This is a genomic window from Herbaspirillum sp. Her3 (genome assembly GCF_057961275.1).
On sequence record NZ_CM176328.1, the window covers coordinates 1,415,189 to 1,435,506 of the forward strand.

18 protein-coding genes are annotated in these 20,318 nt (G+C 62.8%); all 18 read left to right on the plus strand.

The window, feature by feature from the left end; genetic code table 11:
• Positions 1-324 precede the first annotated feature (324 nt).
• The 18 genes from gyrA (at position 325) to recR (ending at position 20,274) form a co-directional block, all read left to right on the plus strand.
• Complete coding sequence (gyrA, locus tag ACVC5H_RS06455; protein ID WP_489621542.1) at positions 325-2,970, plus strand: DNA gyrase subunit A; 2,646 nt, start codon at positions 325-327, stop codon at positions 2,968-2,970.
• Between the two features lie 58 nt (positions 2,971-3,028).
• Entirely contained in the window at positions 3,029-4,141 is a 1,113-nt protein-coding gene (gene serC / locus ACVC5H_RS06460) for a 3-phosphoserine/phosphohydroxythreonine transaminase (protein ID WP_489621543.1), read from the plus strand.
• A gap of 130 nt (positions 4,142-4,271) precedes the next feature.
• Positions 4,272-5,345 (plus strand): prephenate dehydratase, encoded by a 1,074-nt coding sequence (gene pheA, locus ACVC5H_RS06465; RefSeq protein ID WP_489621544.1) that lies wholly within the window; start codon positions 4,272-4,274, stop codon positions 5,343-5,345.
• 39 nt (positions 5,346-5,384) lie between these two features.
• Positions 5,385-6,272 carry a prephenate dehydrogenase gene (locus ACVC5H_RS06470; protein ID WP_489621545.1) on the plus strand — a complete coding sequence of 296 codons (888 nt, stop codon included), beginning with the start codon at positions 5,385-5,387 and terminating at the stop codon, positions 6,270-6,272.
• A gap of 81 nt (positions 6,273-6,353) precedes the next feature.
• Positions 6,354-7,685 (plus strand): 3-phosphoshikimate 1-carboxyvinyltransferase, encoded by a 1,332-nt coding sequence (gene aroA, locus ACVC5H_RS06475; RefSeq protein ID WP_489621546.1) that lies wholly within the window; start codon positions 6,354-6,356, stop codon positions 7,683-7,685.
• A gap of 57 nt (positions 7,686-7,742) precedes the next feature.
• A complete protein-coding gene (gene cmk / locus ACVC5H_RS06480; RefSeq protein ID WP_489621547.1) occupies positions 7,743-8,411 on the plus strand; it encodes a (d)CMP kinase in 669 nt (222 codons plus the stop codon).
• A gap of 216 nt (positions 8,412-8,627) precedes the next feature.
• Positions 8,628-10,343, plus strand: coding sequence for a 30S ribosomal protein S1 (gene rpsA / locus ACVC5H_RS06485; RefSeq protein ID WP_081441923.1), 1,716 nt, complete (start codon positions 8,628-8,630; stop codon positions 10,341-10,343).
• 13 nt (positions 10,344-10,356) lie between these two features.
• A complete protein-coding gene (locus tag ACVC5H_RS06490) occupies positions 10,357-10,662 on the plus strand; it encodes an integration host factor subunit beta (RefSeq protein ID WP_006462119.1) in 306 nt (101 codons plus the stop codon).
• Positions 10,663-11,005: 343 nt separating this feature from the next.
• Positions 11,006-11,332, plus strand: coding sequence for a LapA family protein (locus tag ACVC5H_RS06495; protein WP_489621548.1), 327 nt, complete (start codon positions 11,006-11,008; stop codon positions 11,330-11,332).
• Between the two features lie 16 nt (positions 11,333-11,348).
• Positions 11,349-12,524 (plus strand): lipopolysaccharide assembly protein LapB, encoded by a 1,176-nt coding sequence (gene lapB / locus ACVC5H_RS06500; RefSeq protein WP_489621549.1) that lies wholly within the window; start codon positions 11,349-11,351, stop codon positions 12,522-12,524.
• A 36-nt stretch (positions 12,525-12,560) separates the two neighbouring features.
• Positions 12,561-13,940, plus strand: coding sequence for a UDP-glucose dehydrogenase family protein (locus ACVC5H_RS06505; RefSeq protein WP_489621550.1), 1,380 nt, complete (start codon positions 12,561-12,563; stop codon positions 13,938-13,940).
• A 97-nt stretch (positions 13,941-14,037) separates the two neighbouring features.
• Complete coding sequence (gene rfaE1, locus ACVC5H_RS06510) at positions 14,038-14,913, plus strand: D-glycero-beta-D-manno-heptose-7-phosphate kinase (protein WP_489622657.1); 876 nt, start codon at positions 14,038-14,040, stop codon at positions 14,911-14,913.
• A gap of 125 nt (positions 14,914-15,038) precedes the next feature.
• Entirely contained in the window at positions 15,039-15,458 is a 420-nt protein-coding gene (locus ACVC5H_RS06515) for a ComEA family DNA-binding protein (protein ID WP_489621551.1), read from the plus strand.
• A gap of 192 nt (positions 15,459-15,650) precedes the next feature.
• A complete protein-coding gene (locus ACVC5H_RS06520) occupies positions 15,651-16,622 on the plus strand; it encodes a GGDEF domain-containing protein (protein ID WP_489621552.1) in 972 nt (323 codons plus the stop codon).
• A 97-nt stretch (positions 16,623-16,719) separates the two neighbouring features.
• A complete protein-coding gene (locus ACVC5H_RS06525) occupies positions 16,720-18,870 on the plus strand; it encodes a DNA polymerase III subunit gamma/tau (protein ID WP_489621553.1) in 2,151 nt (716 codons plus the stop codon).
• A gap of 85 nt (positions 18,871-18,955) precedes the next feature.
• Positions 18,956-19,282 (plus strand): YbaB/EbfC family nucleoid-associated protein, encoded by a 327-nt coding sequence (locus ACVC5H_RS06530; protein ID WP_008331542.1) that lies wholly within the window; start codon positions 18,956-18,958, stop codon positions 19,280-19,282.
• A 96-nt stretch (positions 19,283-19,378) separates the two neighbouring features.
• Positions 19,379-19,681, plus strand: a complete 303-nt coding sequence (locus ACVC5H_RS06535; protein ID WP_338716216.1) for a YciI family protein — start codon at positions 19,379-19,381, stop codon at positions 19,679-19,681.
• Positions 19,678-20,274 carry a recombination mediator RecR gene (gene recR / locus ACVC5H_RS06540; RefSeq protein ID WP_338716215.1) on the plus strand — a complete coding sequence of 199 codons (597 nt, stop codon included), beginning with the start codon at positions 19,678-19,680 and terminating at the stop codon, positions 20,272-20,274. Before ACVC5H_RS06535 ends, recR begins: the two co-directional genes overlap by 4 nt.
• The last annotated feature ends 44 nt before the right edge of the window (positions 20,275-20,318 follow it).

Below are 20,318 nucleotides of genomic sequence, written 5' to 3' on the forward strand. Positions count from 1 at the left end.
CGCAGAATTGAGTTTCGGAAAATTTTTCCACATTGCCATTTCGCCGGCTTATCGCGACACCCGTCGCCATGGTTCCAGCAGGCAATGTTGGCCCTGTTCCGGCGCGGTAGTGATCCTGGCCGGCAGCACATCTCTAATATATATAGCGAGTCGAACGGGGTAGGGCCGCTGCAGCACCGGCGAAGCGAACCGTTGCAGGGGTGAAGAGGGCGGTTGAGGGGCTTTTGACCCTCCTGGCGTGCTAGAATGCACTGTTCTGATCAGTCCAAGGGCCACGCCCGCCCGGCACGATTTTCTGGCCGGGAAACATCTTTCGACTCTCCAATGGATCAATTCGCTAAAGAAACCATCCCCATTTCCCTCGAAGAAGAGATGCGCAAGAGTTACCTCGATTACGCCATGAGCGTGATCGTGGGTCGGGCACTGCCGGACGTGCGCGATGGCTTGAAGCCGGTGCACCGCCGCGTGCTGTATGCGATGCACGAGATGAACAACGTCTGGAACCGCCCGTTCGTGAAGTGCGCGCGCGTGGTCGGCGAAGTCATGGGTAAGTACCACCCGCACGGCGACGCCTCCATCTATGACACCCTGGTGCGCATGGCCCAGGACTTCTCGCTGCGCTATACCCTGGTCGATGGCCAGGGCAACTTCGGTTCCATCGACGGCGACGGTGCGGCCGCGATGCGTTACACCGAGTGCCGCCTGGACAAGATTTCCAACGAATTGCTGGCCGATATCGAAAAGGAAACCGTCGATTTCGTGCCCAACTACGATGGCAAGGAAAAGGAACCCTCGGTCCTGCCGACGCGTATCCCCAACCTGCTGGTCAACGGCTCCTCCGGCATCGCCGTGGGCATGGCCACCAACATCCCGCCGCACAACATCACCGAGGTGATCAACGGCGCGCTGCACCTGCTGGCCAACGAACATTGCACCATCGATGAACTGATCGAGCTCGTACCTGCGCCGGACTTCCCCACCGGCGGCATCATCTATGGCGTCTCGGGTGTGCGCGACGGTTATCGCACCGGCCGTGGCCGTGTGGTCATGCGCGCCAAGACCCACTTCGAAGAATATGGCCGCGAAGGCCGCATCGCCATCATCGTCGATGAGCTGCCCTACCAGGTCAACAAGAAGGCGCTGCTCGAACGCATCGCCGAGCTGGTGCGCGACAAGAAGCTCGAAGGTATCTCCGACCTGCGCGACGAGTCCGACAAGTCGGGCATGCGCGTGGTCATCGAATTGAAGCGCGGTGAAGTGCCGGAAGTGGTGCTCAACAATCTGTACAAGCAGACCCAGTTGCAAGACACCTTCGGCATGAACATGGTGGCGCTGGTCGATGGCCAGCCGCGCCTGCTGAACCTGAAGCAATTGCTGGAATGCTTCCTCTCGCACCGACGCGAAGTGGTCACCCGCCGTACCGTGTTCGAACTGCGCAAGGCGCGCGAACGCGGCCACGTGCTGGAAGGCCTGGCGGTTGCGCTGGCCAACATCGATGACTTCATCGCCATCATCCGCGCCGCACCGACCCCGCCGATCGCCAAGGCCGAACTGATGACGCGCGCCTGGGATTCGTCCATGGTGCGCGAGATGCTGGCCCGCGCCGGCGAAGCCAACGAAGGCGGCATCGAAGCCTTCCGTCCGGAAAGCCTGCCGGCCCATTACGGCATCCAGTCCGATGGCCTCTACAAGCTCTCCGACGAACAGGCCCAGGAAATCCTGCAGATGCGTCTGCAGCGCCTGACCGGTCTGGAGCAGGACAAGATCGTCAACGAATACAAGGACGTGATGGCGCAGATCGCCGACCTGCTGGATATCCTCTCCAAGCCGGCCCGCGTGACCGCCATCATCACCGACGAACTCAACGCCGCCCGCAACGACTACGGCATCGGCGCCAAGGACGAGCGCCGCTCCACCATCGAGCACAACGCCACCGACCTGGCCACCGAAGACCTGATCACGCCGCAGGACATGGTGGTCACGCTGTCGCACACCGGCTACATGAAGTCGCAGCCGGTCTCCGAGTACCGCGCGCAAAAGCGCGGTGGACGCGGCAAGCAGGCCATGGCGACCAAGGATGACGACTGGATCGACCAGCTCTTCATCGCCAATACGCACGACTACATCCTGTGCTTCTCCAACCGGGGGCGCCTGTACTGGCTGAAGGTCTGGGAAGTGCCGCAGGGTTCGCGCAATTCGCGCGGCAAGCCCATCGTCAACATGTTCCCGCTGCAGGATGGCGAGAAGATCACGGTGATCCTGCCGGTGTCGGGCGCCAACCGCAGCTTCCCGGATGACCGCTACGTCTTCATGGCCACCAGCCTGGGCACGGTCAAGAAGACCCCGCTGTCGGACTTCTCCAATCCGCGCAAGGCCGGCATCATCGCCGTGGACCTGGATGAGGGCGACTTCCTGATCGGCGCCGCGCTGACCGATGGCCAGCATGACGTGATGCTGTTCTCCGACGGCGGCAAGGCCGTGCGTTTCGATGAAAACGACGTGCGTCCGATGGGCCGTACCGCCCGGGGCGTGCGCGGCATGAACCTGGAAGAAACCCAGCAGGTCATCGCCCTGCTGGTGGCCGAGAACGAGCAGCAGTCCGTGCTCACCGCCACCGAAAACGGCTTCGGCAAGCGTACTCCGATCACCGAGTACACCCGTCACGGCCGTGGCACCAAGGGCATGATCGCCATCCAGACCAGCGAGCGCAACGGCAAGGTCGTGGCCGCCACGCTGGTGGACTCCACCGATGAGATCATGCTGATCACCACCGGTGGCGTGCTGATCCGTACCCGCGTTTCCGAGATCCGCGAGATGGGCCGCGCCACCCAGGGCGTGACCCTGATTGCAGTGGAAGATGGCACCAAGCTGTCCGGCCTGCAGCGCGTGGTCGAGTCCGATGTGGAAGACGTGATCGAAAGCGAAGGCACCGAGGCCGCTGGCGGCGAGACACCTGCCGCTGGCGAGTGAAGCAAGTCCAGGGCGGCGGGCAACGCGCCTGCCGCCTTTTTTGATGGCGAACGCAGAAATGGTCTATAACTTTTCCGCCGGTCCGGCGGTATTGCCCAAGGAAGTGCTGCAACAGGCAGCCGACGAGATGCTGGACTGGCATGGCAGTGGCATGTCGGTCATGGAGATGAGCCATCGCGGCAAGGAATACATGTCCATCATCGAGGCCGCGCTGGCTGACGTGCGCGCGCTGATGCACATTCCTTCCAACTACAAGGTGCTGTTCCTGCAGGGCGGGGCCATCGCCGAGAATGCCATCATCCCGATGAACCTGGCTGCGCTGCGTTCGCCGGCCGGCAAGCATGAAGCGGGCGTGGCCGACTACATCAACACCGGTTCCTGGTCCACCAAGTCGATCAAGGAAGCGGGGCGTTACTGCACCGTGAACGTGGCAGCCTCCTCGGCCGACCGCAAGTTCGCCAGCATCCCGGCGCGCGCCGACTGGAAGCTCTCGCGCAATGCGGCCTATGTGCACATCTGCAGCAACGAGACCATCGATGGCGTCGAATACCAGTACACCCCGGAAGTTGCGGCCGATACCGATGGTGCACCGCTGGTGGCCGACATGTCTTCGCACATCCTCTCGCGCGAAGTGGACGTGTCGAAATACGGCGTCATCTATGGCGGCGCCCAGAAGAACATCGGCCCGGCCGGCGTGACCATCGTCATCGTGCGCGAAGACCTGCTGGGCCACGCGCTGCCGTTCTGCCCTTCGGCTTTCGACTGGAAGACCGTGGCCGACCACGATTCCATGTACAACACCCCGCCGACCTATGCGATCTACATCGCCGGCCTGGTGTTCCAATGGATCAAGCGCCAGGGTGGCGTGGCTGCGCTGGAAGCGCGCAACATCGCCAAGGCCGGGCTGCTCTATGGTTACCTGGACAGCACCGATTTCTACAGCAACCGGATCGCAGCGGATTGCCGTTCCCGCATGAACGTGCCGTTCTTCCTGCGCGACGAGTCGCTCAATGACACCTTCCTGGCCGGCGCCAAAGAGCGCGGCCTGCTGCAGCTGAAAGGCCACAAGTCGGTCGGCGGCATGCGTGCATCGATCTACAACGCGATGCCGATCGAGGGCGTACAAGCCCTGGTCGATTATCTGAAAGACTTCGAAAAGCAGCACGGCTGAGGCCACACCTCCCCGGGCGCGTTGCCCGTGCGGTGCTGGTCTTCTGCCACGCCCTGCCAACGCCACGCCAAACAGCGCCGCAGGCCGGTCTTCGCGCCGGCGTGCGGCCTGCAGACACTGAAAGAGCAAGATGAGTGACGACAAGTTGCTGCCCCTGCGCCAGAAGATCGATGCCATCGATGCGCAGATCCTCGACCTGCTGAACCAGCGCGCCCGCGTCGCGCAGGAAGTGGGCCACGTCAAGGCCGAGACCAATGCCCCGGTGTTTCGCCCCGAGCGCGAAGCCCAGGTGCTGCGCCGCGCCGCCGACCGCAATCCCGGCCCCTTGCTGGGCACCGATATCCAGACCATCTTCCGCGAGGTGATGTCAGCATGCCGTGCGCTGGAAAAGCGTGTGGTGGTGGCTTACCTCGGCCCCGAAGGCACCTTCAGCGAGCAGGCGGTGTACCAGCAGTTCGGCCATGCCATCGAAGGCTTGCCGTGTGTGTCGATTGATGAAGTGTTCCGCGATGCCGAAGCCGGTACCGCCGATTTCGGTGTGGTGCCCATCGAGAATTCGTCCGAAGGCGTGATCAATCGCACCCTGGACCTGCTGCTGCAGACCACCCTGACCATCAGCGGCGAAGTGGCCATCCCCGTGCATCACAGCCTGATGACCGCCAGCGGCAACATGGATGGCATCACCCGCATCTGCGCCCACTCGCAGGCCCTCGCCCAGTGCAATGCCTGGCTCAATATGAACTATCCTGCCATCGAGCGCCAGGCGGTGGCTTCCAACGCCGAGGCCGCGCGCATGGCAGGTGAAGATAAAAGCGTGGCGGCCATTGCCGGCGAAATCGCCGGCCAGAAGTACAGCCTGCAAACCGTCAATGCCCACATCCAGGACGATCCGCACAACCGCACCCGCTTTGCCGTGATCGGTCGTTTGCGCACGGCGCCGTCGGGGCGCGACCAGACTTCCATCGTGCTGTCGGTGCCCAACAAGGCCGGTGCGGTCTACAACCTGCTGGCCCCGCTGGCGCGCCATGGCGTGTCGATGACGCGCTTCGAGTCGCGGCCGGCCCGCATGGGGGCGTGGGAATACTATTTCTATGTGGACCTGGAAGGTCACGAGCAGGATGAAAAGGTCGCCAAGGCGCTGGAAGAACTGCGCCAGAATGCCGCCTTCTTCAAGCTGCTGGGCTCTTATCCGCTGGGCCTGTGAGCGCCTGTCGTCCTGCCACTCTTCAAGGCTGAATTCAACGTGTTCAAGAAAGTCGCCATCTTCGGCGTGGGTTTGATTGGCGGCTCGTTCGCCCTGGCGCTGCGCCGTGCCGGCCAGGCCGCGCACATCGTCGGCGTGGGCCGCTCGCTGGCCAGCCTGGAACGGGCGCGCGAGCTGGGCATCATCGATGCCATTGCCACCGATGCGGCCGCCGCCGTGCAGGGCGCCGACCTGATTTTGGTGGCCGCGCCGGTCGCGCAGACCGAAGGCATCCTGGCCGCCATCCGTCCGCACCTCGATCCCCAGGCCATTGTCACCGACGCCGGCAGTACCAAGAGCGACGTGGTCGCTGCCGCCCGCAAGGCGCTGGGTGAACGGATTGGCCAGTTCGTCCCGGCCCATCCGATTGCCGGACGCGAAAAGCATGGGCCGGAAGCGGCCCTGGCGGAATTGTATGAAGGCAAGAAGGTGGTCATCACCGCCTTGCCCGAGAATAGTGGCGCCGACGTCGAGACCGTGGCGCAAGCCTGGCGTGCCTGTGGCGCGATCATCCATCGGCTCTCGCCGCAGGAGCATGATGCGGTCTTTGCCTCGGTGAGCCATCTGCCGCACGTGCTGGCCTTCGCGTTGGTGGACGACATCGCCGCCAAGCCGCATGCCGACACGCTGTTCCAGTACGCTGCCAGCGGCTTTCGCGATTTCACCCGGATTGCCGCTTCCTCGCCGGAGATGTGGCGCGACATCACGCTGGCCAACCGCGATGCGCTGCTCACCGAAGTCGATGCCTACCTGGTGCAATTGCAGGGCATCCGCGCGATGATTGCGTCTGGCGACGGCGCGGCCATCGAGCAGGTCTATGCCAATGCCCAACATGCGCGGCTGCAGTGGGCAGCGGCCATCGAAGCGGCCGAGCGCAAGGCTTCCTGAACCATTCTTCCCGGCAACGATGTGACGGCCGCCTGGGCGGCCGGATTGCTCCACCGAATCATCCACAGAAAAGCAACCAAGATGAAACAAGCTTCCTATCCCCGTCATATCGACCTGGCCCCGGTGCATCACGTGCAGGGCACGGTCAAGCTGCCCGGCTCCAAGAGCATCTCCAACCGCATCCTGCTGCTGGCGGCCCTCTCGGGCGGTACCACCCGCATCTTCGACCTGCTGGCTTCCGACGATACGCTGGTCATGCTGATGGCCCTGCAGACCCTGGGCGTGAAATGGGAACAGATCGAAGGCACCCAGGATTACATCGTGCATGGCGTCAACGGTGCGCTGCCGGTGCACCAGGCCGATCTCTTCATGGGCAACGCCGGCACCGCCATCCGTCCGCTGACGGCGGCCCTGGCCGTGCTGGGCGGCGACTACACCCTGCATGGCGTGCCGCGCATGCATGAGCGTCCCATCGGCGACCTGGTGGATGCCTTGAACGCGGTGGGCATGCACATCGACTACACCGGCAATCCGGGCTACCCGCCGCTGCACATCCGCCGTGGCCAGCTGACCTCGGCGCGCATGAAGGTGCGCGGCAATGTCTCCAGCCAGTTCCTGACGGCCTTGCTGATGGCGGCTCCCCTGATGGCGCGCGAAGAGGCGATGCAAATCGAGGTGGTTGGCGAACTCATCTCCAAGCCCTACATCGAGATCACCCTGAACCTGATGCGCCGCTTCGGCGTGGAAGTCGAGCGTGACGGCTGGCAACAGTTCACCGTCAAGCCGGGCCAGCATTACCGCAGTCCCGGCAGCATCCACGTCGAGGGCGATGCTTCCTCGGCCTCGTATTTCCTGGCGGCGGGTGCCATCACCGGCGGTCCGATCCGGGTTGAGGGCGTGGGCCGCGACAGCATCCAGGGGGACGTGCGCTTCGTCGAGGCGCTGGAACAGATGGGTGCCACCATCACCATGGGCGAGAACTGGATCGAGGCATCTTCCAACGGGCCGCTCAAGGCCATTGATGCCGACTTCAATCACATCCCCGATGCCGCCATGACCATCGCCGTCGCGGCGCTCTATGCCGACGGCCCCAGCACCTTGCGCAACATCGCCAGCTGGCGCGTGAAGGAAACCGATCGCCTGGCCGCCATGGCCACCGAATTGCGCAAGCTGGGCGCGCAAGTGGAAGAGGGCGCCGACACCCTGACAGTGACCCCGCCGGCCGAGATTGGTACGGCCGCCATCGACACCTATGACGACCACCGCATGGCCATGTGCTTCTCGCTGGCGTCGCTAGATGGTGCATTGCGGCGTGGCAACCGTATCCGCATCAACGACCCCAAGTGCGTGGCCAAGACCTTCCCGGATTATTTCGACGTCTTCAAAAAGATTGCCGAACAAACCTTGATCTGATAAACCCTGTGTTTAACGGAATTGCACTAAATTATTCACAAATAAAGGGTTCAGGCCATGGAAAAAGCAAAGATACCGGTCATCACCATCGATGGCCCGACCGCCTCGGGCAAGGGTACCGTGGCGCAGAAGGTGGCCCGGGAGCTGGGTTTCCATTACCTGGATTCGGGTGCGCTGTACCGCTTGACGGCGCTGTCCGTGTTGCGGCGCGGTGTAGCGCTGGATGACGAACACGCCTTGGCCAAGGCGGCCGAGCACCTGCACTGCCATTTCGATGGCGCCCATATCTTCCTGGCCAATGAAGACGTGACCCAGGCCATCCGCGCCGAAGAGGTCGGCAATACCGCCTCCAAGATCGCCGCCCTGATCACCGTGCGCCAGGCTTTATATGGCTTGCAGTTGTCATTCAGGAAACCTCCTGGGCTGGTCGCCGATGGCCGCGACATGGGCACCGTCATCTTTCCTGGCGCCCGTCTGAAGGTATTTTTGACGGCCAGTGTGGAAGCGCGCGCGACAAGGCGCTATAAGCAATTGATTGACAAGGGTTTTTCTGCTAATATCGAAGACCTCTCCAGAGATTTGAAGGAGCGCGACGAACGCGACATGAATCGCTCGTCGGCCCCCTTGAAGGCTGCGGAGGGCGCATATCACCTGGATACATCCGACATGACCGCTGACGAAGCGGTGCAGCAGGTACTCAGCTGGTACGCTGCCCTGGGGCACTGAAGGCCGTTGCAAGCTGCTTGAAACGGTACTTTCCGGCCCCATAACGGGCAAGTCCTTGTTGTACCCGTAGTGCCATTGGTGCCCGGCAGATGCAAAGTCTGTCGGGTGTTGATAAACCTAACCCAGTACCCATGTCGTCGGCGGCAACGAAGGCGGCAGTGCAAGTCAGCATGATTGCATCACACGGATACCGGCCAATCTTTCTTACTTTCTTTTATGTCTACCACTACCGTTATCGCTGCAGGTGTTGATACCTCCAGCGAATTTGCTGCTCTGTTCGAAGAATCGCTGTCGCGTCAGGACATGCGTTCGGGTGAAGTCATCTCGGCAGAAGTCGTGCGCCTGGATCACAACTTCGTGATCGTCAACGCCGGCCTGAAGTCCGAAGCGTTCATCCCTGTTGAAGAATTCAAGAACGACAACGGCGAAGTCGAAGTCAACGTCGGCGACTTCATCTCCGTTGCGATCGAATCCCTGGAAAACGGTTTCGGCGACACCATCCTGTCGCGCGACAAGGCCAAGCGTCTGGCATCGTGGCTCTCGCTGGAAAAGGCGATGGAGTCCGGCGAGATCGTCACCGGTACCGTCAATGGCAAGGTCAAGGGCGGCCTGACCGTTCTGACCAACGGCATCCGTGCCTTCCTGCCGGGTTCGCTGGTCGACACCCGTCCGGTCAAGGACACCACCCCGTTCGAAGGCAAGACCCTGGAATTCAAGGTCATCAAGCTGGACCGCAAGCGCAACAACGTGGTGCTGTCGCGCCGCGCCGTGATCGAAGCCTCGATGGGCGAAGAGCGCGCCAAGCTGATGGAAACCCTGAAGGAAGGCACCGTCGTCACCGGTATCGTCAAGAACATCACCGACTACGGTGCGTTCGTTGACCTGGGTGGCATCGACGGCCTGCTGCACATCACCGACCTGGCATGGCGTCGTGTGCGTCACCCGTCGGAAGTGCTGTCGGTTGGTCAAGAGATCACCGCCAAGGTCCTCAAGTACGATCAAGAGAAGAACCGCGTCTCCCTGGGCGTGAAGCAACTGGGCGACGATCCGTGGACCGGTCTGTCGCGTCGCTACCCGCAAGGCACCCGCCTGTTCGGCAAGGTCACCAACCTGACCGACTACGGTGCATTCGTGGAAGTCGAACAAGGCATCGAAGGCCTGGTGCACGTCTCCGAAATGGACTGGACCAACAAGAACGTGGCCCCGAACAAGGTTGTCCAGCTGGGCGACGAAGTGGAAGTCATGGTTCTGGAAATCGACGAAGAGCGTCGTCGTATCTCCCTGGGCATGAAGCAGTGCAAGCCGAACCCGTGGGACGACTTCGCCATGAGCCACAAGAAGGGCGACAAGGTCAAGGGTTCGATCAAGTCGATCACCGACTTCGGCGTGTTCATCGGCCTGCCGGGCAACATCGACGGCCTGGTGCACCTGTCCGACCTGTCCTGGACCGAAGCTGGCGAAGAAGCCGTGCGCAAGTTCAAGAAGGGCGACGAGCTGGAAGCCGTTGTGCTGGCCATCGACGTGGAACGCGAGCGCGTCTCCCTGGGCGTGAAGCAACTGGAAGGCGATCCGTTCAACAACTTCGCCGCCCTGAACGACAAGGGTGCGATCGTGACCGGTACCGTCAAGTCGGTTGAGCCCAAGGGCGCCGTGATCCAGCTGACCGACGAAGTTGAAGGTTACCTGCGCGCTTCCGAAATCTCCCGCGACCGCGTGGAAGATGCCGGTACCCACCTGAAGGTGGGCGATTCGGTCGAAGCCCTGGTCATCAACATCGACCGCAAGGCACGCAGCATCCAGCTGTCGATCAAGGCCAAGGACAACGCCGAGACCCAGGAAGCCATGCAGAAGATGTCGGCTGACTCCAACGCTGCTTCGGGCACCACCAGCCTGGGCGCGCTGCTGAAGGCCAAACTCGACAACAAGAACTGATCTTCCGGTCACGATGACAAAGTCGGAGCTGATCGCCCGTCTGGCTGAGCGTTATCCGCAACTTGTCGCCAAGGATGCGGATTACGCGGTCAAAACCATCCTCGATGCCATGGTCGACGCCCTTGCGACCGGCCAGCGCATCGAGATCCGTGGCTTTGGCAGCTTCGCGCTCAACCGCCGTCCGCCGCGTATCGGCCGCAATCCCAAGTCCGGCGACAAGGTGATGGTCCCTGAAAAACGGGTCCCCCACTTCAAACCGGGCAAGGAATTGCGCGAACGCGTCGATGCGATGGTCGGCCAGCCAATCCGCGAGGATTGACCCGGCTGGGCCTGTGACCAGGCAGTTCTTGCCGTGGGGCGCAGATGAAGTTTTCTGCGTCCGCGAGCGGTAATAAATGTTGCAAACGTTGAAAGCTGCACACTCGTGCGCCCCAAGGTGAACGGATGTAAAGGCAGATCAACAAAATGAACGGCATCTTTGGATGCCGTTTTTTTTCACGTACAATCCCGATTTGCCCTGGAATGACCGGGAAAGCGCGCCAAATAGCGGCGATTTTTCCGGCCAGCGCAATAATGCTGCGAACCGTTACCCAGGCTCGCTCGTGCTCAGCGCAGAGCTTTGCCATTGGGAAATGCCACGACCCGCCAGAAAGGATTACGCCATGAAAATACTCTCCCGATTGATCGCGGCCATCCTGTTCGTGTTCTTCTTTTTCTTCGCGCTGCGCAATACCCAGGAAGTGACCCTGCATTTCTTCCTCGGCTATGAACGTACCGACCCGCTGGTGCTGGTGCTGCTGGCCTTCTTCGTGACCGGCGCGGTGCTGGGCGTATTGGCCATGGCGCCGCTGGCGCTGCGTCACCGCCGTGAAGCCACGCGCTACAAGAAGGCGCTGTCGCAAGTGCAGAAGCAGCAGGAAGAGATCGCCCAGGTGCAGGCCCAGCCGCCGCAACCTGACAGCGTGATCACCGCGCAGCACATCCTCTAATTGCCCCTCACTGTTTATGGAATTTGAATTTTGGTGGTTGCTTGGCATCCCGGTCTTCTTCGGCCTGGGATGGATTGCCGCGCGGGTGGATATCAACCAGCTGCTGTCGGAATCCCGCACCCTGCCGCGCGGCTACTTCAAGGGCCTCAATTTCCTGCTCAACGAGCAACCCGACAAGGCCATCGACGCCTTCATCGAAATCGTCAAGCTGGACCCTGAAACGGTGGAACTGCACTTCGCGCTGGGCAACCTGTTCCGCCGCCGTGGCGAAACCGAGCGGGCCATCCGCGTGCACCAGAACCTGCTGGCGCGTCCCGACCTGCCGGCCGAGCATCAAGGCCATGCGCTCTACGAACTGGGCCAGGATTACCTCAAGGCCGGCCTCCTGGACCGCGCCGAAGAAACCTTCAACAAGCTCATCGACACCTCCTACAGCGCCCAGGCCGGCCGTGCCCTGCTGGAAATCTACCAGCGCGAGAAGGAATGGGAGCGCGCCATCTCCGCCGCCGAGATCCTGCAAGCTACCGGTGCCGGCGGCCGCCAGCGCGAAATCGCCCAGTTCTACTGCGAACTGGCCGCCGACGAACTGGTGCGCACCAATACCGAGGCCGCCATGGCCTTGCTGGACAAGGCCCTGGCCGCCGACCGCAAGAGCGTGCGCGCCACCATGCTGATGGGCGACGCTCTGCGCGCCAAGGGCGACATCGAAGGCGCGCTGGAAACCTGGCGCCGCGTCGAGCACCAGAGCGTGCCGCACACAGCCCTGGTGGCACAGCGCCTCATGGATGGCTACATCGCCGTGGGCCGTCCGCAGGAGGGCATCAACCTGCTGCGCGCCTACCTGGCCGAAGCTCCCTCGATCGACCTGCTGGAAGTGGTCTTCAAGGCCGTACTGGACGCCGATGGTATCGATGCCGCCAACGTGCTGGTGAGCGACGAACTGCGCCGCACTCCCACGCTGCTGGGTCTGGACAAGTTCCTGGAAGCGCGCATGATGAGCGCGCCCCAGACCGTGCGTCCCGAACTGGCCGTGGTCAAGACCCTGGTGCACGGCTATACGCAGAAGCTGGCGCGCTACCAGTGCAGCCATTGTGGTTTCAAGGCGCGCCAGTTCTACTGGCAGTGCCCGGGCTGCAGCCAGTGGGAGACTTACCCGCCGCGTCGTACCGAAGAATTGAACGTCATGAATTGAGGCCCTCGGGGCCCGTACTTTAACTCTGGAACTACCATGAAAATTACTATCATCGGCACTGGCTACGTAGGCTTGGTGACCGGCGCCTGCCTGGCCGAACTGGGTAACGACGTTTTCTGCCTGGACGTTGACCAGCGCAAAGTCGACATCCTCAACAATGGTGGCATCCCCATCCATGAACCCGGCCTGGAAGAAGTGGTGGCGCGCAACCGCGCCGCCGGACGCCTGCAGTTCTCCACCGACGTGGTTGCCAGCGTGGCGCATGGCGATATCCAGTTCATCGCCGTCGGCACGCCGCCCGATGAAGATGGTTCCGCTGACCTGCAATACGTGTTGGCCGCTGCCCGCAACATCGGCCGTTACATGGAAGGCTTCAAGGTGGTGGTCGACAAGTCCACCGTGCCGGTGGGTACGGCTGATCGTGTGACTGCGGCGATCAAGGATGAACTGGTTCAGCGCGGCAAGACCGATCTGAGTTTTTCGGTCGTCTCCAATCCTGAATTCCTGAAGGAAGGCGCGGCCGTCGAAGACTTCATGCGTCCTGACCGCATCGTCATCGGGCACGACCAGACCGCGGACGGCTTGCGCGCACAGACCTTGATGAAGAAGCTCTACGCGCCCTTCAACCGCAACCATGAACGCACCTACTGGATGGACGTGCGCTCGGCCGAGTTCACCAAGTACGCCGCCAACGCCATGCTGGCCACGCGCATCTCCTTCATGAACGAACTGGCCAACCTGGCTGATCGCGTCGGCGCCGACATCGAGTCGGTGCGCCACGGTATCGGCTCTGACCCGCGCATCGGTCACAGTTTCCTCTACGCCGGCTGCGGCTACGGTGGCTCCTGCTTCCCCAAGGACGTGCAGGCACTGGAACGCACTGCGCGCGACTACGACCAGTCGCTGCTGATCCTGCGCGCCGTCGAGCAGGTCAACGATCTGCAAAAGCACGTGCTGGGCAAGAAGATAGTGAAGCGTTTTGGCGAAGATCTCTCCGGCAAGCACTTCGCCATCTGGGGCCTTGCCTTCAAGCCCAATACCGACGATATGCGCGAGGCGTCCTCGCGCGTGCTGATCGGTGAACTGGTGCGCCGTGGCGCTACCGTGGCAGTCTACGATCCGGTCGCCATGAAGGAAGCCGCGCGCGTGCTGGAGCTGGATTTCGCCGATGACAGCGCCCGCCTGCAGCGGATCCGTTTTGCCGCCTCGCCCATGGACACCCTGCAGGGCGCCGACGCGCTGGCCATCGTCACCGAATGGAAAGCCTTCCGCAGCCCCGATCTGGAACGCGTCAAGCTGGCCCTGAACAGCCCGGTCATCTTCGATGGACGCAATCTGTTCGATCCCCAGCTCATGGCCGACAGCGGGATCGAGTACTACGGCATCGGACGTTCGCTGCAAGCCCGTGTGCAATAAGTTGCATGCCAATCTGAACAAGAAGGTAGATAACATCGTGGACAAGAACCTCGCTGCAGCCTGGAATTCGGCGCGCATTCTCATCGTCGGCGACGTCATGCTGGATCGTTACTGGTTCGGTGAAGTCAATCGCATTTCGCCTGAAGCTCCGGTTCCGGTGGTGCGGGTCGAGCGCAAGGAAGAGCGCCTTGGCGGTGCCGCCAACGTCGCCCGCAACACTGCCAGCCTGGGCGCACAGACCGCGCTGCTGGGCGTGACCGGCGATGATGAACCGGCACGCGTGATGGAGAGCATGCTCGGCGAGATGGGCATCCGCAGCCATCTCAATCGCGACGCCAGCATCTCCACCATCGTCAAGCTGCGCGTGATCGGCCGCCAGCAGCAACTGGTGCGCATCGATTTCGAAGAAGCCCCGACCGATACCGTGTTGCGCGACAAGCTCACGCAATTCAATTCACTCGTGGCCGACTACGATGTGATCATCTTTTCCGATTACGCCAAGGGCGGCCTGGTCAACGTGGCCGAGATGATTGCCACTGCCCGCAAGCTCGGCAAGCGCATCCTGGTCGATCCCAAGGGAGACGACTTCGCGCGCTATGCCGGTGCTTCCATCCTCACGCCCAACAAGTCCGAGCTGGTGCGCATCGTCGGGCAGTGGAAGAATGAGGAAGATCTCACCGCACGCGCCCAGGAGCTGCGTGCCGAGCTGAACCTGGAAGCACTGCTGCTGACCCGCTCCGAAGAAGGCATGAGCCTGTACCGCGAGGGAGACGTTACGCACTTCCCGACCATGGCGCGCGAAGTGTTCGACGTCTCCGGTGCCGGCGATACGGTCATCGGTACCCTGGCCGTGATGCTGGGCGCGCGTGCCTCGCTGGTCGATGCGGTGACCATGGCCAACCGTGCCGGCGGCATCGTGGTCGGCAAGCTGGGCACAGCCACCGTCACCCGCGAGGAGTTGCTGGCGGACTGATTTGCGGGGTATTTCTAGCTGAATTTCGGTCAACAGGCTGGTTCGGTTTTCGTTGAGCAAGGGCAGTCCACTTCCGGGTGGCTGCCCTTTGTTTTTCCTCCAACCGAAAGTCGAAAGGAAGCATCATGTTGAAGAAAACCCTGTTGTTCATCCTCAGCTTCTTCGCCGCGACCGCCCTGGCCTGGGCCGAAGTGGACGTCAACAAGGCCGACCAGGCCGCCCTGGATGGCGTGCGCGGGATCGGCCCGGCCATGTCCAAGCGCATCCTGGAAGAACGCCAGAAAGGCGGCGCCTTCAAGGACTGGAGTGACCTCGAAATGCGCGTCAAGGGCATCAAGGACAAGGCCGCAGTGAAGCTTTCTGCCAATGGCCTGACGGTCAACGGCCAGGCCAAGGCGGGCACTGCAATACCGGCGGCCAAGGAAGGCAAGGAAAGCAAAAAGCCACGTGCTGAGAACAAGGCCATGGACGGCGGTGCCAAAGCCGGCAAGGCTGAAGAAAAGGCAGCAGACAAGGCGCCGGAAAAGACCGCCACCGGCAAGTAATCGGATGGCAGGCCAGGGAGTTGGGGAGCCTGCTGTTTGCCTCGCGGTAAGGCTGGGAGCGGCTGACCGTAAGGTCGACATGCTGCTGCCCATTGTGAACAACTTATTCTTGTTTCTCCAAAAAATTGGGATTAAAGTGGGCCGCAGCCTGTCGTTAACGTCGGTAACAATGTCCATTCCGTGCTGATGATCATGAGAATTGCCGAGCTACCCGCCAATGAAGCTGCCCGTATCGACGCCCTGCATTCGCTGCGCATCCTCGATACTCCCCGCGAAGAGCGATTCGACCGCCTGACCCGCCTGGCACGGCGCTTGTTCGACGTGCCGATGGCGGTGGTGACGCTGATCGACGTGCATCGCCAATGGTTCAAATCCTGCGTGGGGCTGGGTGACGCCACCGAGACATCGCGCGATATTTCCTTCTGTGCCCACGCCATCCTCCATGAAGGCATGACCATCGTGCCCGATGCCCGGCTCGATGCCCGCTTCGCCGACAATCCGCAGGTCACCGGCGAACCCTTCATCCGTTTCTACGCAGGTTGCCCCATCAAGAGCGAAAGCGGCTTTACGCTCGGCACCCTGTGCCTGGTTGACACCGTACCGCGCAATTTCGATGCCGATGAGCAGTGCCTGTTGAAGGACCTGGCGGCGATGGTCGAGCAAGAACTGGCAGCCGTGAGGCTGGCTACCATCGATGAGCTCACTGGTGTGTCCAACCGGCGCGGTTTCGAGTCGCTGGCCCGGCACGCCATGGCGGTCAGCAAGCGCACAGGTCGTGCGGCCTGCATGCTGGGTTTCGATCTCAATCATTTCAAGCAGATCAACGACCGTTTCGGCCACGCCGCAGGCGACCTTGCACTACGCGACTTTGCCGGCCTGCTGATGAACAATCTGCGCGAATCGGACGTCATCGGCCGCCTGGGCGGTGACGAATTCGCGGTGTTGCTGACCAATACTGCCGAGGCTGATGCGGCCATCGTCCTGCAACATCTGCAGGAGGCCGTCCAGGCCTTCAACCAGCGCGGCCAGCGCCAATATCAGCTGGAGTATTGTGTCGGCGTCGCCCAGTACGACGCGGCTCGCCATCCCGATCTGGTCACCCTGATGGGACGCGCCGATGAGGCCATGTACGAATGCAAGAAGGCGCGCAGCGCACCGGCCTGACCGGCGGGGGAGCAGAGTGGATGCAGGCAAAGGCGTTGGCGGCGGCGAAATAGCTTAAAATGCCCCCCTGAGCCAAAAAGCCGACAGCAGCCACTCCATGTCTTATCAAGTTCTCGCCCGTAAATACCGTCCCCGCAGCTTCGACACCCTGGTCGGCCAGGAACACGTCGTGCGCGCGTTGACGCACGCGCTTGAACAGCAGCGGCTGCACCACGCCTATCTCTTCACCGGCACCCGTGGCGTGGGCAAGACCACGCTCTCCCGCATCCTCGCCAAGTCGCTCAACTGCGTCGGCCCCGATGGCAGCGGCGGCATCACCGCCGCGCCCTGTGGCGTGTGCGAAGCCTGCGTGGCCATCGATGCCGGGCGCTTCGTCGACTACATCGAGATGGACGCCGCCTCCAACCGCGGTGTGGACGAGATGGCGCAACTGCTGGAGCAGGCCATCTACGCGCCCTCCAATGCGCGCTTCAAGGTCTACATGATCGACGAAGTGCACATGCTCACCAACCACGCCTTCAACGCCATGCTGAAGACGCTGGAAGAGCCGCCCGCGCACATCAAGTTCATCCTGGCGACCACCGATCCGCAAAAGATTCCCGTGACCGTGCTGTCGCGCTGCCTGCAGTTCAACCTCAAGCAGATGCCGCCCGGCCACATCATCGGCCATCTCGACAACATCCTGCATCAGGAAGGCATCGAGTTCGATCCGCCCGCGCTGCGCCTGCTGGCGCAGGGCGCTTCCGGCTCCATGCGCGATGCGCTCTCGCTGACCGACCAGGCCATCGCCTATGCCGCCGGCAAGGTCACGCTGGAAGCCGTGCAGGGCATGCTGGGTGCGCTCGACCAGTCCTACCTGATCCGCATCCTCGATGCGCTGGCGGTGCAGGATGGTGCCGCCTTGCTGGGCGTGGCCGATGACATGGCTACCCGTAGCCTCTCCTACAACGCTGCCCTGCAGGACCTGGGCAGCTTGCTGCACCAGATCGCCCTGGCCCAGGCCGTGCCGGCCGCGCTGGCCGATGACCTGCCCAACCGCGAAGATATCCTGCGCCTGGCCGGCCAGTTCAGTGCGGAACATGTGCAGCTGTTCTACCAGATCGCCGTGCATGGCCGCAATGAACTGGGCCTGGCCCCCGACGAATATGCAGGTTTCAGCATGACGCTCTTGCGCATGCTGGCCTTCCGTCCGGTCAGTGCCAGCGCCACTGCGCCGGTGCCTGCCGCCCCCGCACCGGGCGGCGGCCGTGCGGCCACGCCGCGCCAGGCCGCTCCCTTGCTGGCCCCGCAGGCCGCCGTGACCAGCGCACCGGTCAGCCGCGCGCAACCGCCGGCCGCTCCCGCGTCAGCAGCGGCACCGGCCAGGGCCGAAACGGCACCGGTTGCACCGGCCCCTGCGGCGCCCTCCGCAGCGGCCCAACCCGCCGCGGCTGCCGCACCGACCTCGGCCCGCGAAGCGGCGCTGATGGCCTTGCGCGGTGGCAAGGGCGGCAAGGCAGCGGCGCGGCCCGCAGCGGCTGCGCCTGCCTCTGTACCTTCCGCTGCACCGGCAGTCCCGGCAGCTACGCCCAGCGCGCCTGCCGTGTCAGCCCCGGCAGCAGCACCCGCCAGGGCGGGCCGTGCCGCCGCGCCGATGCCCCCCGATATGCCCGAGCCGCCGCCCTTCGACGCCATCCCTCCGTGGGAAGATGACACCGGCTCGGCAGCGATGCCGCCGCCCGCGCCGATGCCAGAGCTGGCTGAAGAAAGAAGGGATGCCGTTCCCGCACCTGCCGCTGCCGCAGAGCCGCCCGCACCCCAGCGCCCGGCCGCGACACCGGCGCAACAGCAGGAAACCGCACGCATCGCCGCCGAACTGGGGTGGGATGGCCACTGGCCGACGCTGGCTGCCAGCCTCACCGCGCTACGCGGGGTGGCGCACCAGATGGCCTTCCAGAGTGAACTGGTGCGCTGCGAAGCGCTCAATGGCGGCAATGTCTGCTTCCATTTGCGTATTCCGCTGGAAACCCTGCGTTCCTCCGGCAGTGTGGAAAAACTGGTGGCGGCGCTGTCCGAGCGTTTCGGCAAGGAAATCCGCGTCGAGACCGAGATCGGCGCCGTCACCGATACCGCCAACGCGGTGGCCGAGGCCGAACGCGCCGAGCGCCAGCGCCGGGCTGAACAGAAGATGAAGAGCGATCCCTTCGTGATGAGCATGATGCGCGAGTTCGGCGCCACCATCGTGCCGGGGTCGATCCAGGCGTTGTGAGACGTGTACGCGAGCGCCGGCCAGCTTGCCGGCTGCTTGCCCAAACGCGATAGAATTCCGTGAATTGAAACAAGGAGCAATGAGCATGATGAAAGGTCAACTGGCAGGTCTGATGAAGCAAGCACAGGCCATGCAGGACAACATGAAGAAGGCCCAGGAGCAACTGGCCAGCATCGAGGTCGAGGGCCAGTCCGGTGCCGGCCTGGTGAAGGTCGTGATGACCTGCAAGAACGATGTCAAGCGTGTCTCCATCGATCCGTCGCTGCTGGCTGACGACAAGGACATGCTGGAAGACCTGGTCGCCGCCGCCTTCAACGACGCCGTGCGCAAGGCTGAAGCCACTGCCCAGGAAAAGATGTCGGGCGTCACCGCCGGCATGCCGCTGCCCCCGGGCTTCAAGATGCCGTTCTGATGCAGTGCGCCCGGTGGCCTCGGCCCCGGGGCGCAGGCAGCATCGCGCAGGATAGTCTGATTCTGATGGAATGCAGGATTGCTTAGTGGAGGCACCATGTTCATCGTCTCGATCACGTACACCAGGCCGGCAGGCGAAATCGATGCCTTGCTGACCGCGCACAAGAAATTCCTCAACCAGCAATATGCCGAAGGCGTATTCCTGATGTCCGGCCGCAAGGTGCCGCGCACCGGTGGCATCATCATCGCCGACTGTGCCGACCGTGCCGAGATCGAAGCCATCATGGAATCCGATCCCTTCTTCATCGGCGGTGTGGCCGAATACGAGATCATCGAATTCGTCCCCTCCATGACGGCCGAGGCGCTGGAAGCCTTCCGCTATTCCGTAGACCGCAATTGAAAACGCCCTCCAGTCTCACCCTCCTGACCGAATCGCTGCGCCGGCTTCCCGGCATCGGCCCCAAGACCGCGCAGCGCATGGCTTACCACCTGCTGCAACATGACCGCGACGCCGCCGCCGACCTGAGCCAGTCGCTGGCCAAGGCGCTCGACACCATCCGCCACTGCGCCCTCTGCAATACCTTCACCGAGCAGGTCATCTGCGAGACCTGCCAGGACAGCCAGCGCGACCACACCCAGCTGTGCGTGGTGGAGTCGCCCTCGGACCAGGTGATGATCGAGCAGACCCTGACCTTCAAGGGCCTCTACTTCGTGCTCATGGGCAGGCTCTCGCCGCTGGACGGCATCGGCCCGCGCGACATCCATCTCGAAAAGCTCATCACCCGCGCCACCGATGGCGTGGTCAGCGAAGTGGTGCTGGCCACCAATTTCACCAACGAAGGCGAAGCCACCGCCCACTACATCAGCGAAACCCTCAAGGCCCGTGGCCTGAAGGTCAGCCGCCTGGCGCGCGGCGTGCCGGTCGGCGGCGAGCTGGAATACGTGGATGCCGGCACCATCGCCCGTGCCATGCTGGATCGCCGCACCACCTGATCCCGCACCGGGATCGTTTTCAGGTGAAAAACTTGCAGGCATGG

Coding starts and splice junctions, on each gene's coding strand:
- gyrA (WP_489621542.1), top strand. CDS start 325: ATGGATCAATTCGCTAAAGAAACCATCCCCATTTCCCTCGAAGAAGAG.
- serC (WP_489621543.1), top strand. CDS start 3,029: ATGGTCTATAACTTTTCCGCCGGTCCGGCGGTATTGCCCAAGGAAGTG.
- pheA (WP_489621544.1), top strand. CDS start 4,272: ATGAGTGACGACAAGTTGCTGCCCCTGCGCCAGAAGATCGATGCCATC.
- aroA (WP_489621546.1), top strand. CDS start 6,354: ATGAAACAAGCTTCCTATCCCCGTCATATCGACCTGGCCCCGGTGCAT.
- cmk (WP_489621547.1), top strand. CDS start 7,743: ATGGAAAAAGCAAAGATACCGGTCATCACCATCGATGGCCCGACCGCC.
- rpsA (WP_081441923.1), top strand. CDS start 8,628: ATGTCTACCACTACCGTTATCGCTGCAGGTGTTGATACCTCCAGCGAA.
- ACVC5H_RS06490 (WP_006462119.1), top strand. CDS start 10,357: ATGACAAAGTCGGAGCTGATCGCCCGTCTGGCTGAGCGTTATCCGCAA.
- ACVC5H_RS06495 (WP_489621548.1), top strand. CDS start 11,006: ATGAAAATACTCTCCCGATTGATCGCGGCCATCCTGTTCGTGTTCTTC.
- lapB (WP_489621549.1), top strand. CDS start 11,349: ATGGAATTTGAATTTTGGTGGTTGCTTGGCATCCCGGTCTTCTTCGGC.
- ACVC5H_RS06505 (WP_489621550.1), top strand. CDS start 12,561: ATGAAAATTACTATCATCGGCACTGGCTACGTAGGCTTGGTGACCGGC.
- rfaE1 (WP_489622657.1), top strand. CDS start 14,038: ATGCTGGATCGTTACTGGTTCGGTGAAGTCAATCGCATTTCGCCTGAA.
- ACVC5H_RS06515 (WP_489621551.1), top strand. CDS start 15,039: ATGTTGAAGAAAACCCTGTTGTTCATCCTCAGCTTCTTCGCCGCGACC.
- ACVC5H_RS06520 (WP_489621552.1), top strand. CDS start 15,651: ATGAGAATTGCCGAGCTACCCGCCAATGAAGCTGCCCGTATCGACGCC.
- ACVC5H_RS06525 (WP_489621553.1), top strand. CDS start 16,720: ATGTCTTATCAAGTTCTCGCCCGTAAATACCGTCCCCGCAGCTTCGAC.
- ACVC5H_RS06530 (WP_008331542.1), top strand. CDS start 18,956: ATGATGAAAGGTCAACTGGCAGGTCTGATGAAGCAAGCACAGGCCATG.
- ACVC5H_RS06535 (WP_338716216.1), top strand. CDS start 19,379: ATGTTCATCGTCTCGATCACGTACACCAGGCCGGCAGGCGAAATCGAT.